The 15,285-nt window shown below is 59.5% G+C and carries 17 protein-coding genes; 3 read left to right on the forward strand and 14 right to left on the reverse strand.

Features of this window, described 5'->3' with window-relative positions:
* Nucleotides 1-294: 294 nt before the first annotated feature.
* From GTP45_RS17375 to GTP45_RS17400, 6 genes are all read right to left on the reverse strand, one after another.
* Entirely contained in the window at nucleotides 295-1,017 is a 723-nt protein-coding gene (locus GTP45_RS17375; RefSeq protein ID WP_161015140.1) for an ABC transporter ATP-binding protein, read from the reverse strand.
* Complete coding sequence (locus GTP45_RS17380; protein WP_161015141.1) at nucleotides 1,017-1,787, reverse strand: ABC transporter ATP-binding protein; 771 nt, start codon at nucleotides 1,785-1,787, stop codon at nucleotides 1,017-1,019. The genes GTP45_RS17375 and GTP45_RS17380 overlap by 1 nt, the downstream gene beginning before the upstream one ends.
* A gap of 13 nt (nucleotides 1,788-1,800) precedes the next feature.
* Nucleotides 1,801-3,018, reverse strand: a complete 1,218-nt coding sequence (locus GTP45_RS17385) for an ABC transporter permease subunit (RefSeq protein WP_161015142.1) — start codon at nucleotides 3,016-3,018, stop codon at nucleotides 1,801-1,803.
* A gap of 12 nt (nucleotides 3,019-3,030) precedes the next feature.
* Nucleotides 3,031-3,960: a branched-chain amino acid ABC transporter permease gene (locus tag GTP45_RS17390; protein ID WP_161015143.1), complete on the reverse strand. Its 930-nt coding sequence runs from the start codon at nucleotides 3,958-3,960 to the stop codon at nucleotides 3,031-3,033.
* A gap of 219 nt (nucleotides 3,961-4,179) precedes the next feature.
* Nucleotides 4,180-5,145, reverse strand: a complete 966-nt coding sequence (gene ispH / locus GTP45_RS17395) for a 4-hydroxy-3-methylbut-2-enyl diphosphate reductase (protein ID WP_161015144.1) — start codon at nucleotides 5,143-5,145, stop codon at nucleotides 4,180-4,182.
* Nucleotides 5,145-5,597 (reverse strand): FKBP-type peptidyl-prolyl cis-trans isomerase, encoded by a 453-nt coding sequence (locus GTP45_RS17400; protein WP_161015145.1) that lies wholly within the window; start codon nucleotides 5,595-5,597, stop codon nucleotides 5,145-5,147. The genes ispH and GTP45_RS17400 overlap by 1 nt, the downstream gene beginning before the upstream one ends.
* 113 nt (nucleotides 5,598-5,710) lie before the next feature.
* Here GTP45_RS17400 and radC point away from each other — a divergent pair, with 113 nt between their 5' ends.
* From radC to rpmG, 3 genes are all read left to right on the forward strand, one after another.
* Nucleotides 5,711-6,385 (forward strand): RadC family protein, encoded by a 675-nt coding sequence (gene radC / locus GTP45_RS17405; protein WP_161015146.1) that lies wholly within the window; start codon nucleotides 5,711-5,713, stop codon nucleotides 6,383-6,385.
* 161 nt (nucleotides 6,386-6,546) lie between these two features.
* On the forward strand, nucleotides 6,547-6,783 hold the full coding sequence (gene rpmB, locus GTP45_RS17410) for a 50S ribosomal protein L28 (RefSeq protein WP_161015147.1): 237 nt from the start codon (nucleotides 6,547-6,549) through the stop codon (nucleotides 6,781-6,783).
* A 13-nt stretch (nucleotides 6,784-6,796) separates the two neighbouring features.
* A complete protein-coding gene (gene rpmG, locus GTP45_RS17415; RefSeq protein WP_005665735.1) occupies nucleotides 6,797-6,964 on the forward strand; it encodes a 50S ribosomal protein L33 in 168 nt (55 codons plus the stop codon).
* Nucleotides 6,965-7,010: 46 nt separating this feature from the next.
* On the opposite strand, the gene GTP45_RS17420 is transcribed toward rpmG, so the two are convergent.
* From GTP45_RS17420 to GTP45_RS17455, 8 genes are all read right to left on the reverse strand, one after another.
* Nucleotides 7,011-8,009 (reverse strand): AraC family transcriptional regulator, encoded by a 999-nt coding sequence (locus GTP45_RS17420; protein WP_161015148.1) that lies wholly within the window; start codon nucleotides 8,007-8,009, stop codon nucleotides 7,011-7,013.
* Between the two features lie 8 nt (nucleotides 8,010-8,017).
* A complete protein-coding gene (locus GTP45_RS17425) occupies nucleotides 8,018-8,848 on the reverse strand; it encodes an oxidoreductase (protein ID WP_161015149.1) in 831 nt (276 codons plus the stop codon).
* A 109-nt stretch (nucleotides 8,849-8,957) separates the two neighbouring features.
* Complete coding sequence (locus GTP45_RS17430) at nucleotides 8,958-9,707, reverse strand: transporter substrate-binding domain-containing protein (protein WP_161015150.1); 750 nt, start codon at nucleotides 9,705-9,707, stop codon at nucleotides 8,958-8,960.
* Nucleotides 9,708-9,749: 42 nt separating this feature from the next.
* Entirely contained in the window at nucleotides 9,750-10,946 is a 1,197-nt protein-coding gene (locus GTP45_RS17435) for a DesA family fatty acid desaturase (RefSeq protein WP_161015151.1), read from the reverse strand.
* A 97-nt stretch (nucleotides 10,947-11,043) separates the two neighbouring features.
* On the reverse strand, nucleotides 11,044-12,387 hold the full coding sequence (locus GTP45_RS17440) for a mechanosensitive ion channel family protein (RefSeq protein WP_161015547.1): 1,344 nt from the start codon (nucleotides 12,385-12,387) through the stop codon (nucleotides 11,044-11,046).
* A gap of 70 nt (nucleotides 12,388-12,457) precedes the next feature.
* Entirely contained in the window at nucleotides 12,458-13,756 is a 1,299-nt protein-coding gene (locus GTP45_RS17445) for an RsmB/NOP family class I SAM-dependent RNA methyltransferase (RefSeq protein WP_161015152.1), read from the reverse strand.
* A gap of 19 nt (nucleotides 13,757-13,775) precedes the next feature.
* Nucleotides 13,776-14,387 carry a phosphoribosylglycinamide formyltransferase gene (gene purN, locus GTP45_RS17450; RefSeq protein ID WP_161015153.1) on the reverse strand — a complete coding sequence of 204 codons (612 nt, stop codon included), beginning with the start codon at nucleotides 14,385-14,387 and terminating at the stop codon, nucleotides 13,776-13,778.
* 113 nt (nucleotides 14,388-14,500) lie between these two features.
* The gene (locus GTP45_RS17455) at nucleotides 14,501-14,899 is read right to left on the reverse strand and encodes a barstar family protein (protein WP_161015154.1); all 399 of its coding nucleotides are present in this window, start codon (nucleotides 14,897-14,899) and stop codon (nucleotides 14,501-14,503) included.
* Nucleotides 14,900-15,285 lie beyond the last annotated feature (386 nt).

Below are 15,285 nucleotides of genomic sequence, written 5' to 3' on the forward strand. Positions count from 1 at the left end.
GCCGGCATGTCCTTAAAAGCCTCGGTTAATCCCGGGGCTTTTTTTATTTAAACCCAAAATCAACAGCGGGTTAAGGTTTTGTTTTTCTGCTGAGTGCGCGGGAATCGCTAAACCCGCACTGCGGCGAATAGGGGTCTGACCCCGTACGGGGTCAGACCCCAAACTTTTGGGGTGGCTGTGCGGCTCAATCTACAGTCACTTAAGCTGGAAAATAGTGCGTACATGCTAATTTTTAGCATGCTCAGGACAATAAAAAAGCCGCACTGGGCGGCTTTTTCATAGGAGGAAGCGGGATTACTCGCCGAGGTAGGCAGCCTTGACGCGCGGATCGTCCAGCATGTCCTTGGCGTTGCCGGTCATGGTGATGTTGCCGGAGTCCATGACGTAGCCGCGGTGCGCAGCTTGCAATGCCAGTTTCGCATTTTGCTCTACCAGCAAAATAGTAATGCCCTCTTTCGAGACATTGCGAATCACCTCAAAAATCTTTTCCACCATAATCGGCGATAAACCCATCGATGGCTCATCCAATAACAGCAATTTAGGATGGGACATTAATGCGCGCGCCATTGCCAGCATTTGCTGTTCACCACCGGATAAAGTACCCGCCAATTGCTGGGCTCGTTCTTTTAAACGAGGGAATACATCAAACCATTTAGCAATATCGGCCTCGATCCCAGCTTTATCGTTGCGAGTATATGCGCCCATCATCAGATTCTCATGAATCGTCATGCGGGTAAATACACCACGGCCTTCCGGCACCATTGCCAGTTTCTTTTCCACCAAATGGAATGATTTAGTGCCTTTCAAAGCCTCGCCCTGATAACTAATCGTGCCTTCGACTTTGCATGGCGGCAAAGTGCCGGTAATCGCTTTCAGCGTAGTGGTTTTACCGGCGCCATTGGCGCCAATCAAAGCAATTAATTCGCCCTTGTTTACTTCGAGATCGATACCCTTAACGGCCTTAATACCGCCATACGCGACTTTCAGTCCCGATACTTTTAGAACGTTGTCGCTCATTAGTGCGATCCTCCGAGGTAGGCGTCAATCACCGCCTGATTACTTTGTATTTCTGCCGGCAGGCCTTCCGCGATCGGTTTGCCGTATTCCAGCACCATCAAGCGGTCGCACAAGCTCATCATCATCTTGACATCGTGTTCAATTAACAACACGGTCTTGCCCTGCTCTTTGATCTTGATCAACAGTTCGCGCAGTGCCAGTTTTTCGGTAGCGTTCATGCCGGCCGCCGGTTCGTCCAGCGCCAGCAGTTGCGGATCGGTTGCCAGCGCGCGGGCGATTTCCAAACGGCGCTGGTCGCCGTAGGACAGGAACTTGGCCGTGCGCTTGGCAAACTGGCCGATGCCGACGAAGTCCAGCAGCTCCTGCGCGCGGCGGCGGATATCCGCCTCCTCTTCACGCGCCGCCTTGTGGCGGAAAATCGCACCGAACACCCCCTGCTTGGAACGCACATGGCGGCCCACCATGACGTTTTCCAGCGCCGTCATCTCGCCAAACAGGCGGATGTTCTGGAAAGTACGGGCGATGCCGGCCTTGGCCACCTCATGCGGCGCGGACGGCGAATACGGCTTGCCAGCCAGCTCAAAAGTGCCGGTATCCGGCTGGTACAGGCCGGTAATCACGTTGAAAAACGTCGTCTTACCGGCGCCATTGGGGCCGATCAGGCCATAAATCTGGCCTTGCATAATCTTGATGCCAACATCGGTCAGCGCCTGCAAACCGCCGAAACGCTTGTTGACGCCGGCGATGTGGAGAATTACCTGTTCAGTCATTGTTGTGTCTTCCTCAAGCCGCGATCACGCCGGACGATTGATTCTTGGTGTCGGAGTCGCCATCCGGGCGATCTTCATGCTTGGGCGCTGGCCACAGGCCGGCTGGACGATTCAGCATGATCAGCACCATGGCCAGGCCGTACAGCAGCTGGCGCAGCACTTCCGCCTCGATCAGCACGTGGCCGAACAGTTTCTCCTGCAGCGGCTCGACCACGTGACGCAGCACTTCCGGCAAGGCCGCCAGCAGTGCGCCGCCCATGATCACGCCCGGAATGTGGCCGATACCGCCCAGCACCACCATCGCCAGCACGGCAATCGACTCGGTCAGCGAGAACGATTCCGGCGACACAAAGCCCTGGAACGAACCGAACATGGCGCCGGCGATACCGCCGAACGAAGCGCCCATAGAGAACGCCAGCAATTTAACGTTACGGGTGTTGATGCCCATCGCCTTGGCGGCGATCTCGTCTTCACGAATCGCCACCCAGGCGCGGCCCAGGCGCGAATGTTGCAGGCGCGAGGTCACAAACACCACCGCCACGCACAGGAACAGGAACAGGAAGTAGTAGGCGTTCACCGACGGCATGCCGTAGCTGCCGATAAACACTGTGGCGCGCGAGCCGGCCTCGCCGGCCAGGTTCACGCCAAACACCTTGATCGGATCGATCAGGTTGATACCCTGCGGGCCGTTGGTGAAGTTGATCGGCTCGTTCAGGTTGTTCATAAAGATACGGATGATCTCGCCGAAGCCCAAGGTCACAATCGCCAGATAGTCGCCACGCAGCTTCAGCGTCGGCGCGCCCAGCAGTGCGCCGAAGAACGCTGCCAAGGCCGCAGCCAGCGGCACAATCACCCACACTGACAGGTGGATGCCGTTCTGCTGAATCTCCGGGCCAAGAATCGCCACCAGCGATTCACCCAGCGCCGGGTACTGGTAGATGATCGATTCCAGCAAGGTCGCAAACTGCGGCGAGGACAGCAGGCCGGCCAAGTAAGCACCGACGGCGTAAAACGCGATGTAGCCCAAGTCCAGCAGGCCGGCAAAGCCGACCACGATGTTCAAGCCCAGCGCCAGCATGATGTACAGCAAAGCCATATCGGCAATGCGCACCCAGGAGTTACCGTAGTTCTGCGCAAAGAACGGGAAGGCGATCAGCAGGATGGCTAGTACGGCCATGCTCGCGTAAGCCTTGCGCGGATTGCGGGTGGTGTCGAAATTCATAATGCCCATGTTCCGCCCTCCTTACGCGCGATCCGCCACGCGCTCGCCCATGATGCCGGACGGGCGCACCGTCAGCACCAGGATCAGAACGACGAACGCGAAGATGTCTTGGTAGTGGCTGCCCAGGAAGCCGCCGGTCAGGTCGCCGATGTAGCCGGCGCCCAGGCTTTCAATAATGCCCAGCACGATACCGCCCAGCATGGCGCCGTAGATATTGCCGATACCGCCCAGCACCGCTGCGCAGAAGGCTTTCAGGCCCGGCAGGAAGCCCATCGAGAACTGGATCGAGGCGTAATTCGCGCCCCACATCACGCCGGCCACCGCCGCCAGCGCCGCGCCCAGCGCGAAGGTGGCGATGATGACCTTGTTCGAATCCACGCCCATCAGGCCGGCCACGCGCGGGTTTTCCGCCGTGGCGCGCATGGCGCGGCCCATGCGGGTTTTCTCAACCAGCAGCACCAGCCCGGCCATCGACACCAGCGCCAGGGCCAGCAGCAGGATCTGGGTCGGCGAAATCAGCGCACCGCCGATGGCGATCGGGTCAGCCGGCAGCAGCTGCGGGAACGGCAGCGGGTTACGGCCCCAGATCATCATGGCAAAGGTATTGAGCAAGGTCGACACGCCGATCGCGGTGATCAGCGGCGCCAGGCGCGGCGCATTGCGCAGGCTGCGATAAGCCACGCGCTCGATGATGATGTTGACGATCATGCAGACAGGAATTGCACCGCCGATGGCAATCGCCAATTTGATGTAGCCTGGCAAGTCGGGGAAATGGGTGTTGAGGATGTTGAGGATGGTGAGGCCGGTCATGGCGCCGATCATCAAGACGTCGCCGTGGGCGAAGTTAATCAGATTCAGCACGCCGTACACCATGGTGTAGCCCAGTGCGACCAGTGCGTACATGCTTCCCAGCACTAGCCCGTTAATAATTTGTTGGATAAAAGTATCCATGAGTGCCTTTACCTATTGTTATACGGTCATGTAACAAAAACGGCACCCGGGTGTCCCCGTAGTGCCGCCGTTGACTACACGTCACGATGCAAGAATCATGCCTGATCGGTGTCTCACCACTCCTTTAGAGCGCTGCAAATGATAACGAACATTCCGAAAAACTAATCGTGGAATAATATCAACGGCACTGAATTATATTCCGTACCGCCCGAACAATAGTTAGACGTTGCCCTCGACTGGTGCGTTTTTTGGTACACCGTCCAGGCCTTTCGGCAGTGGGAAGGTGACATTTTCCTCCACGCCTTCCAGTGGACGCACGCTGCGCACGCCCAGTTCTTTCAGGCGGTCGATCACGGCTTGCACCAGCACTTCGGGGGCCGAGGCGCCGGCGGTGACGCCGACGCGCAGTTTGCCGTCCAGCCATTCAGGCTTGATCTGGGTGGCGTTGTCGACCATGTAGGCCGGTGTGCCCTTTTTCTCCGCCACTTCGCGCAGGCGGTTGGAGTTGGAACTGTTCGGGCTGCCGACCACGATCACCACTTCCACTTGCGGCGCCATGAATTTCACCGCTTCCTGGCGGTTGGTGGTGGCGTAGCAGATGTCGCCCTTCTTCGGCTCGATGATGGCGGGGAACTTGCGTTTCAGCGCTTCGATGATGTCGGCGGTATCGTCCACCGACAGCGTGGTTTGCGACACGTAAGCCAGTTGCTCCGGCTTGGTCACGACCAGCTTTTCCACATCGGCCACGGTTTCCACGAGGTACATGCCCTCGTCGGTCTGGCCCATGGTGCCTTCCACTTCCGGGTGGCCGTCGTGGCCGATCATGATGATTTCGCAGCCCTGCTTGCGCATCTTGGCCACTTCCACGTGCACCTTGGTGACCAGCGGGCAGGTGGCGTCGAAAATGCTGAAGCCGCGCGCGGCGGCTTCGGCGCGCACCGCCTGCGACACGCCGTGAGCTGAGAACACCAGCGTTTGGCCGGCCGGCACTTCGCTCAACTCTTCGATAAAGATAGCGCCCTTGGCGCGCAGGTCGGCCACCACGTAGGCGTTGTGGACGATTTCGTGGCGGACGTAAATCGGTGCGCCAAATTGCTGCAAGGCGCGCTCGACGATTTCGATTGCGCGGTCGACGCCGGCGCAGAAGCCGCGCGGCTGGGCCAACAGGAGTTCTTTATCGCTCATTACAGCACCGAGATGAGTTGCACTTCAAACTTCAACGGCTGGCCGGCCAGCGGGTGATTAAAGTCGAACAAGCAGGTTTCTTCACCCAGCTCGCGCAGGATGCCGGCAAAACGGCCGCCGCCCGGCGCAGCGAAATCGACCAGGTCGCCGATCTTGTAATCGGCGTCCGGGGCCGAGTTGGCGTCCAGCGTGGCGCGGCTGACCTGGCGGATCAGCTCCGGGTTGCGCGGGCCAAAGCCGACACCCGGCTCCAGCTCGAAAGTCTTGTGTGTGCCTTCCGGCAGGCCGATCAGCAATTCTTCCAGCACCGGCGCCAGCTGGCCCTGGCCCATCAGCAGCGTGGCCGGGGTGGTGGCAAAGGTGGTGACGATGTCGGCGCCATCCAGCGAGGCCAGACGGTAATTCAAAGTGAGATACGACGACGCGGTGACGACAGGTTGCTCGTTAGACATGACTTCAACTAAGTTGGACTTGGAAAGGCCATATTGTAAGCCACCTTTGATCCGCATCGCTTCCCGCGCTCGCAGCTGATGCAAAGTAAATGCTGATTTAAGGAGAATTCATCATGCCTATCCAGAATTGGCCGCAGGAAAAGCGCCCGCGCGAGCGCTTGATACGTGAAGGCGCGCAAGCGCTGTCGGACGCCGAATTGCTGGCGATCTTCCTGCGCACCGGCGTCATGGGCAAGGATGCCGTCCAACTGGGGCACGATACGATGCACCATTTTGGATCACTGCAAAAACTGTTCGCCGCCAGCCTGCCGGAGTTCGCGGTCGTCAAAGGCCTTGGGCCAGCCAAATTCACCCAGTTGCAAGCCGTGATGGAACTGGCCCGCCGCGCCATGCTGGAGGAAATCAAGTCCGGCTCCATGCTCAGCTCGCCGCAGGCGGTAAAGACTTATTTACGCAGCACCTTTACCGGCAAACCGTTCGAATCCTTCCACGTGTTGTTCCTCGACGTGAAAAACCGCCTGATCGACGCCAAGGAAATGTTTCGCGGCACGCTCACCCATACCTCGGTCTACCCGCGCGAGGTGGTGAAAGAAGCGCTGGCGCGCAACGCCGCCAGCGTGATGCTGGCGCACAACCACCCGTCCGGCACGCCCGATCCCAGCGAGTCCGATCTGCTGCTGACACGGGCGCTAATGCAGGCGCTAGCGCTAGTCGATATCCGCATCCTCGACCATTTTGTCGTCGCCGGGCATCAAATCCACTCGTTTGCCGAGCATGGGCAGCTGTAAGTTTACCCCTATGCGCTCAAGGGTTTACGAGTGAAAATCAAATTGTTAAATTTTTTCACGCGATCAAGACACCATTGTTTTTCGTAAGTGATTGAAAAACCTGATTTTTTTGGATATACTCTTGTTTTTCCAATTTTGGAATGTCTTTTAAGGAGTGCGTTATGGCACGTGTTTGCCAAGTTACTGGGAAGAAGCCGATGGTCGGCAACAACGTTTCCCACGCAAACAACAAAACCAAGCGTCGTTTCCTGCCTAACCTGCAGAACCGTCGTATTTTTGTTGAATCTGAAAACCGCTGGGTCTCCCTGCGTCTGTCCAACGCTGGTCTGCGCGTAATCGACAAAGTCGGCATCGATGCCGTACTGGCCGACCTGCGCGCCCGTGGCGAAAAAGTCTAAATAGGGAGCTATCATGGCAAAAACTGGCCGCGACAAAATCAAGCTGGAATCGACCGCAGGTACTGGTCACTTCTACACCACCACCAAAAACAAGCGCACGATGCCTGCCAAAATGGAGATCACCAAGTTTGATCCTAAAGCACGCAAGCACGTGATCTACAAAGAAACCAAGATCAAGTAATCCGGTCTTCGCTTCTCCGAAAAAGCCACTCATCGAGTGGCTTTTTTTATTGCGTACTGCGCCAGTCGCTGGGCGAACAGCCCTCCCACTCACGAAAAGCGCGCTGGAAAGACGTCAGGTCCTGGAAGCCCAGTAGATACGAGACTTCGTCCACCGGAACGGCGTGATCCGCCAAGTAACGGCGCGCCATCTCCCGGCGCGCCTGCGCCAGCAAATCGCGGAAGCTGGTGTTTTCCAGCGTAATGCGCCGCTGCAGCGTACGCTCGCTCATGCCCAGTTGACGGGCAATCTCGCCGACATTCGGCCGCCCGCTGGGCAGGCCGCGCTTCAACAGGGCGACCACCTGCTCGCTGACCACGCCGTGTACATCGAGTTCGCGCAAGGCGGAACCGAGCGCAGGCTCCAGCATGGACAGCAATTCCGGGTTATGGCCGGAGAACGGCCGATCCAGGTCACTGCCGTCAAAAATCAGTACATCGGCCGACGCAGCGTAGCGTACCGGCGCATCGAAGTAAGCCGCATAGATGTCGTCCTGTGGCATGGGCCGGGTCAGCTCCACCCGCAGCGGCTTAAAGCCCGGCCCGATGCAGCGCCGTCCAAGCTCCACCAGCAAGGCAAAGGAAATATCGACGCTGATATCGGGCTCCGGCTCGCTCGCATACAGCCAGTGGACAGAGACGCTGCACAAGCCGTCCGCCTCGCTCATCACCAGCGCCTTGGGCGTGCACAAGCGCTTGAAGCGCGCCAGCCGCCCCAGCCCGTCGCGATAGTCGCGTGCATAAAATGCCGACAGCGTGGACGGCGGATGCACGGAGGTGGCCGTCTTCTCCATCATCTGGATGCCTACGCCGGGCATCGCCACCAGCTCCTCCAGCGCGCGCATCAAGGCAAAGTACTGGGTGGTGTTAAGCATCTGGCCGGACAAGTGCAGCGCGGCGGGCAAGCGCGCCTGGCGCAGCAGCACCGGCGGCGAGACGCCGAGTGCCTGCACCGCCTGCCAAAAGGCAGGCGGTACTTTGCATCGGTCTGCGGGAATATGCGCCATCTTCACCCTCAAGGCAACTGGCTGAGCAGGATCTTGTCGAACAGGCGATCGCCCAGCCACGCGCGCATTGCGATCATCAGCCGGGCAAACTTGCCGGCCACGTAGCGGGTGCGCGGACGGCGCGACTTCAGCGCTTCTCCGATCACATCCGCGATGACGCCGGGCGGCGTATTGCTGCCTTGGCCATAGGTGGCGCGCGTCGCTGCGGCAACGCTTTCCACCAGCTTGGCATAGGCGCCGCTGCCGGAGCGCTTGAGCAGGCCGTCGGCCACCACCTCGCCGAACGCGGTCTCGATCAAGCCTGGTTCAATCACCACCACATCGATGCCAAACGGCGCCAGCTCCAGCCTCAGGCAATCTGACCAGCCTTCCAGCGCATGCTTGGTGGCGTGATACCAGCTGCCGAGCGGCGTGTAGATCTTGCCGCCCATCGAGCTGATATTGATGATCTTGCCCGATTTTTTCGCGCGCATGGCCGGCAGCAGCAATTGCGTCAGCCGCGCCGGGCCAAACAAGTTGACTTCGAACTGGTAGCGCGCCTCGTCCATGCCGATTTCCTCCGCCGGCCCATACAGCCCGAAACCGGCATTATTGACCAACACGTCCACGCCGCCAGCCTCGCGCTGAATCCGCGCGGCGGCAGCCTGCATATCCGCGTCGGACGACACATCCATCTGGATCAGCGTGGCGCCAAGGCGCGCCAGGTCGTCCATTTTTTCCACCTGGCGCGCGGCGGCATAGACGCGGCAACCGTCGGCCATCAGGCGTTTCGCAATCTCTTTGCCCATGCCGGACGATGCACCGGTGACCAGCGCTACCTGCTTAGTTTGATGAATCATTTAAACCTCCATAAAGTATGGAGTGAACTCTACGCGCGGCATCGTTTTCCACCTAAACAAACGGCGCCAATCAATCTGCAGACTACGCCAATCTCATCGAGCGTCGCCGTTACAGGCTTAGCTCCTTCAGTGCTTGCTGGCGGTAGCGCTCGATCTGGCCGCTGTCGCGCATTTTCTTCAGCACCTGTGACAGGCGTGGCACCAGTTCGGCGTGTTTCTTGTTCAGGAAAGTATGGAAGGGGCTGCGCTCCATCACCGCCACCTGGTGCACGCCGGAGTTGCGGAACTCCGGGCTGGCCAGCAGCGTATCGACAATATCGACGAAATCCACGTAGACGTCGGAGCGGCCGATAATGAGCTTGCGCAAGCCGCTCACCGCATCGCGGGTGCCGGAGGTTTGTTCGGCCGGGATCACCGTCGCCAGCCGGCGCGGGATGATGGCGTAGCCGAAACGGTATTCGATCCGGTACGGCGAGTCGCGCAAGCCGCGCCAGCCCGGCTTGAGATGAATCTCGGGCCGCTTGGCATACGCGCCAATGGACGCATGAAACGCCGGCTCGTCAACCCGCAGCAGGTTGGCCTTCGCGGGAACGTAGTCGAAGCTGCGGCACAGCTCGCCGTCCACCTTGCCTGCCGCCGCCTCGGCCGCGGCCCGTGCCGCAGGATAGGCGCGGATTTCCAACGCCACGCCCAGCCGCTGGAAAGCATCGGTGTAGATCAGATCCAGCCAGCGCGCAACAAATCCGTCGGTCGTGCCGACCAGCGTGGACAGCACGATGCGCGGCGGCGTGTCAGCCAGTGCCGGCCTGGCGATGAAGGCAGATAAAGCAAGACTGGTCACGAAGTGTCTGCGCTGCATAAGCCTCCTGGTCAAAAAAAATGGCCCCGAAGGGCCATTTTATTATGCATAGCTGCGTAAGCGCAGCGAAAAATCTTCCAGGGACTTGATGCCCGACGCTTCCGCGCGGTTGCACCAGTCTTGCAGCTTGTGCAGCAACTGGTCGCGGGTGAAGTGCGAACGCTCCCAGATCACGCCCAGCTCCACGCGCATATTGTGCATGGTTTCCAGCGCCTTGCTGTGCTGGAACAGTTCCGACAGCTGCTGCTGTTGCGGCGCCTCCAGCTTGCCCGGCTCGCGCTGCAGCAGCTTGCGCGACGTTTTCAGGAAGCGCGACTCCAGCTCGGCCTTGTGCTTCAGGTGTTCCAGCTCTTCCTTCCAGGCGCTCTTGATCGACTTGGCGTACTTGGCCATCACGTCATAGCGGTTGGCGATCACCGATTGCAGGGTGTCGAAGTCGGCTTCCAGCTTGCCTTTGGCGAACTTCGGCTCCGGTGCGCGTTTTTTCACCTTGGCCAGGCCGACCATTTCCAGTGCGCGGATATAGCCCCAGCCGATATCGAACTCGTACCATTTCGACGACAGCTTGGCCGAGGTCGCAAACGTGTGGTGGTTGTTGTGCAGTTCTTCGCCGCCGATCAGCAGGCCGAACGGGATGATGTTGGTGGCCGCGTCCGAGCACTCGTAGTTGCGGTAGCCCCAGTAGTGGCCGATGCCGTTGATAATGCCGGCCGCCGTTACCGGGATCCACAGCATCTGCACGGCCCACACGGTAATGCCGATCACGCCGAACAGCGCGAAGTTGATCACCAGCAGCGACGACACGCCCAGCGCGCTATGGCGGGTGTAGACGTTGCGTTCCATCCAGTCATCCGGCGTGCCATGGCCGTACTTCTCCATGGTTTCCTTGTTCTTCGATTCAGCGCGGTACAGTTCGGCGCCTTCCCAGAACACTTTCTTGATGCCGCGGGTCACCGGGCTGTGCGGATCTTCCTCGGTGTCGCACTTGGCGTGGTGCTTGCGGTGGATCGACGCCCATTCCTTGGTCACCTGGCCGGTGGTCAGCCACAGCCAGAAGCGGAAGAAGTGGCTCACGATAGGATGCAGATCCAGCGCGCGGTGCGCCTGGCAGCGGTGCAGGTAAATCGTCACACTGGCGATCGTGATGTGGGTCACGATCATCGTGTAGAAGAACACTTCCCAGGCACTGAAACGGGTAATACCGTTCGACAGGAAATCCAATACTGCGTATAAACTCATTACTACTCCAACCAAGATTGTGTTTTTTACAGGCGTACGTCGCCCGCCGTTCCTACTTTTGGACGGTATTGTACGATGATTTTCTCTGGATCACTGACTATTCCTTAGGCACGGTCGTGCTTTCTTGCCCTGTAACGGGCGATGGCACCGGGCCGAGGATGCGCATTTCCCGTTGCGGGAATGGAACAGAGATATTGTTTTCCTTCAGCGCGCGCCAGATTGCGCGGTTGACATCCGAGGTTACACCACCGCGGCCGTTTTCCGGGTCGCTGATCCAGAAATTCACGGTCAGGTCGAGGCCGTCCGCGCCAAAGCTGGTCAGGTTCACCGACGGCGCCTTGTCTTTCAGCACGCGCTCGACCGTCAGCGCGGCGTCGGTCAGCAGCTGGATCACGAAATCGACGTCGGTATCGTACGCTACCGAGACCTTGGTCGAGATGTTGAGATTGCTACTCGTCAGCGACGAGTTCTGCACCGCGCCCGACACCAGCATCTCGTTCGGCACGATGGATTCCATACCGTCCAATCCTTGCAGCACGGTGTAGCGGGTATTGATTTGCGTGACCTTGCCGCTGTACTTATCGACCGTAATCATGTCGCCGATAGTCAGGCTACGATCCAACAGTATCACGAAACCGGAAACGTAGTTGCTGGCGATCTTCTGCAGGCCCAAGCCGAGGCCGACACCGAGCGCGCCGCCGAACACCGACAACACGGTCAGGTCGATGCCCACCAGCGACAAGCTCATCAGCACTGCCACCAGGATCAGCACCGCGCGCGCCGTGCGCGACACCACCACCCGCAGGTTGGTGTGCATACCCTGCACCTTCATCAGCCATTCTTCCAGCGCGGCGCCGGCCCACAGCGCCAGCATCAGCAGCACAATCACCGAGGCGGTGGCCTGCAAGATGTCGGCTATGGTGACCTTGTATTTCCCGATCGGCAGCACCGTGCCGTCCATGAACAGGAACACGTCGTTCCACAGGCCCGTGATGTACAGCACGAAGGCCAGCCACACCAGCAGCTGGAACACCTTCTCAAAGGCCAGCATGGTGGCGCTGATGGTGCGGCCGTTGCGCGCAAACACGCGGCGCAGCAGGTAGAAGGTGAAGCGGATCACCGCCAGCGAACCGAAGATCGGCATCGCCACCTTGATCCAGTTGACGTGGGTGTAGTGGAACTTGGCCAGGATCACGCGCGATATGGCCAGCAGGCCGATCACGGCCAGCGGCGCCATCACCCGCCCGAAACTTTCAACGCCAAAGCCCAGCACGCCGGTGTGCGTATCCTGGCGGCCAAAACGTTTCTTCAGCAGCCGCGCCAGCCCGAAACCTATCACCACCGAAACGGCGATGGCGGCCAGCTGCCACAGCAGGCTGGGATCGTGCAAGTCGCCGGTAAGGTCTTCGATCAGGTTGAGCAGGGGCTGTTGTTGCGGCATTGTGGTCTTGGTCAAGTTGCTGAGATGCGTAGCTTAACGTAAAACAGGCCGGGATCACCGGCCTGTTGAATTACTCTTCGTCTGCTGCGTCTACTTCCTTGGCCTTCTTCGGCATTTGCTTGCGCTCGAACACGGCGGCAAAGAAACCGTCGGTCTGGTGCTTGTGCGGCAGCAGCTTCAGGTAGTCGCCCATTTCGAGGTCGATCTTTTGCTCGGCCAGCGCCTTGCTCATCGGCACCAGTTCGAAGTCCGGGTGGGTGTCGAGGAATTGCTTGGCGATGAAGTCGTTCTCGTCGTCCAGTACCGAGCAAGTGGCGTAGACCAGGCGGCCGCCGCCCTTGACCAGGCGCGCCGCGCCGTCGAGGATGGCGGCTTGCTTGACTTGCAGTTCGGCGATGGCGTCGGCCTTCTGGCGCCATTTCACGTCCGGGTTGCGGCGCAGGGTGCCGAGGCCCGAGCACGGCGCATCGACCAGCACGCGGTCGATCTTGCCGGCCAGGCGCTTGATCTTGGCGTCGCGCTCGTGCGCGATCACCACCGGGTGCACGTTCGACAAACCGCTGCGCGCCAGGCGCGGCTTCAGCTTGGTCAGACGCTTTTCCGACACGTCAAACGCATACAGGCGGCCGGTGTTGCGCATGGTCGCGCCCAGCGACAGCGTCTTGCCGCCGGCGCCGGCGCAGAAGTCCACCACCATCTCGCCGCGCTTGGCCGCCACCAGTGCCGACAGGATCTGGCTGCCCTCGTCCTGCACTTCGATGTGGCCGTCTTTGAACAGCGGCAGGTTTTGCAGCTGCGGCTTGGTCAGGATGCGCAGGCCCAGCGGCGCGAACGGGGTCGGCTCGGCCTTGATCGGCGCTTCGGCCAGCTTGGCGATCACTTCTTCGCGGTTGGCTTTCAGCGTGTTGACGCGCAGATCCAGCGGCGCCGGACGGTTCATGCCGTCGGCCAGCGCCAGCGTTTCTTCCTCGCCCATTTGCTCGACCAGCTTGTCGAACAGCCACTTCGGCATATTCGAGCGGCTGGACTTGTGCATCAGCTTGCGGTCGATTTCCATGATGCGGGTAACCCATGCCGCTTCATCTTCCGACACGCCGCCCAGCGACTCCAGGCCCACGGCATCGGCCATGCCCAGCAAGGTCAAACGGCGCATGGTGGCGCCGCCGCCCTGCTCCGAGAAATCGGTGTAGAAGTTCTTATTGCGCAGCACGTTGTACACGGACTCGGCAATGGCGCCGCGCTCGCGGCCGCCCAGACGCGGGTGATCTTTGAAATAGCGCGACAGGGTGGTGTCGGCTGGCGCGGCAAAGCGCAAAATCTCGCGCAACACTTCTTCGGCGTTGGCGAGTATCGCTGGAGGCAATCTCATGGAATTCCTTGGTTAGTTTTTACTTACTGTGGTCCACGTGGACCGCGCCCTGCGCTAGTGTCAACCTGTCTTCTACAAACCAGCGCACCGCGCGCGGGTAAATGACGTGTTCCTGTTCCAGCACGCGGGCTGACAGGGTTTCGACCGTATCATCCGGCAGCACAGGCACCGAGGCCTGCAGCACCATCGGCCCGTGATCGAGTTCGGCCGTTACGAAATGCACCGTGGCGCCATGTTCCTGAACGCCGGCGGCAAGCGCCTGCGCGTGCGTCGCCAGGCCCGGGAACAGCGGCAGCAGCGACGGGTGAATATTGAGCATGCGGCCCGCGTAGTGCGCGACGAACGGCTCGGTCAGGATGCGCATGAAACCGGCCAGCACCACCACGTCGGGCTGGTAGCCATCGATCACGGTTTGCAGGGCGGCGTCGAACTCGGCGCGGCTGGCGTAATCCTTATTGGCGACCACCGCGGTGGCGATCCCGTGCTCGGCGGCAAATGCCAGACCGGGCGCGTCCGCGCGGTTGCTGACCACGGCAGCGATGCGTGCCGGCCAACGCTCCGATTGCAGCGTGCGCACGATGGCTTCCATGTTGCTGCCGCGACCGGAAATAAGGATGACGATGTTTTTCATAACCCGGCATTGTACCTTGTCCACAGGCACAGGGCTATATCAAAGGCAAGAATTGCTGCAATGCAGCAGGCATTGAGCAGCCTGCTCCGCCGCGCCAGCGCGTGGTCGTGGGCTTACTCGAACGAGTAAAACACCCGGAACGGCACTTTTTTGTCGGCCCAATAATCGGCAGCGTCGCGGAAGACGTCCAGCAGGGTTTCCCTTGCTTCCTTGTCAAATTTTTGGGTGTTGGGCAGTTGTTCCAGCACGATCAGAAAACCGGTTTGCTCGCCAGCCTTGGACATGGTGTCCGTCAGCGTCTCGCGCAGACCGTCGAAATTCTTGCCTACCCCCTTGGGAAACTGGAACGATTCCGAAATGAGGCCCAGCACCTGCTGTTTGGTTGCCCCGGTAATCGGGTGCGCATACAGGAAGTGGTGGCCCAGGCGGGCGGCTTCCTCTTGCAGCTCGGCCACGCGGAAGGCGCGGATCGATTGCACGAGGTTGTGCGGCACGCTCATCAGCAAGCTCATGTTCCCCTCAATTTGACCTGGTATGTACGGAGTGTCCACTTTACTGTCGGGAGTGCCTAACTTGTGTATTAAAGAGTAAATAATTTGAGCACCTGTCCACTAAACATGGCCAGCAGGTCGGCGCCAGCCATCAATCCCATACGCGTATTAGGGTAACGTGTTGTTCCTTCCAGATCAACACGTATGTGATGTCTAACGCAATATTTGTTAAAAACAGAAGTTTTTTGCCGGTTTTAGCGGTGAATTCGGCACAATTCGCCTCTGGCTCCCGGTTACAATTTGTTGCCAGAGATACTTGGCAACCACTAGCCGGGGTTGCGCCACAGGATTACCATACGGATCATGTAATATCAGAATCCCCCCTGATAGACACCCTGAACGAAAAC

Origin of the sequence: Duganella rivi (assembly GCF_009857435.1) — a bacterium.
GTDB lineage: Bacteria > Pseudomonadota > Gammaproteobacteria > Burkholderiales > Burkholderiaceae_D > Rugamonas > Rugamonas rivi.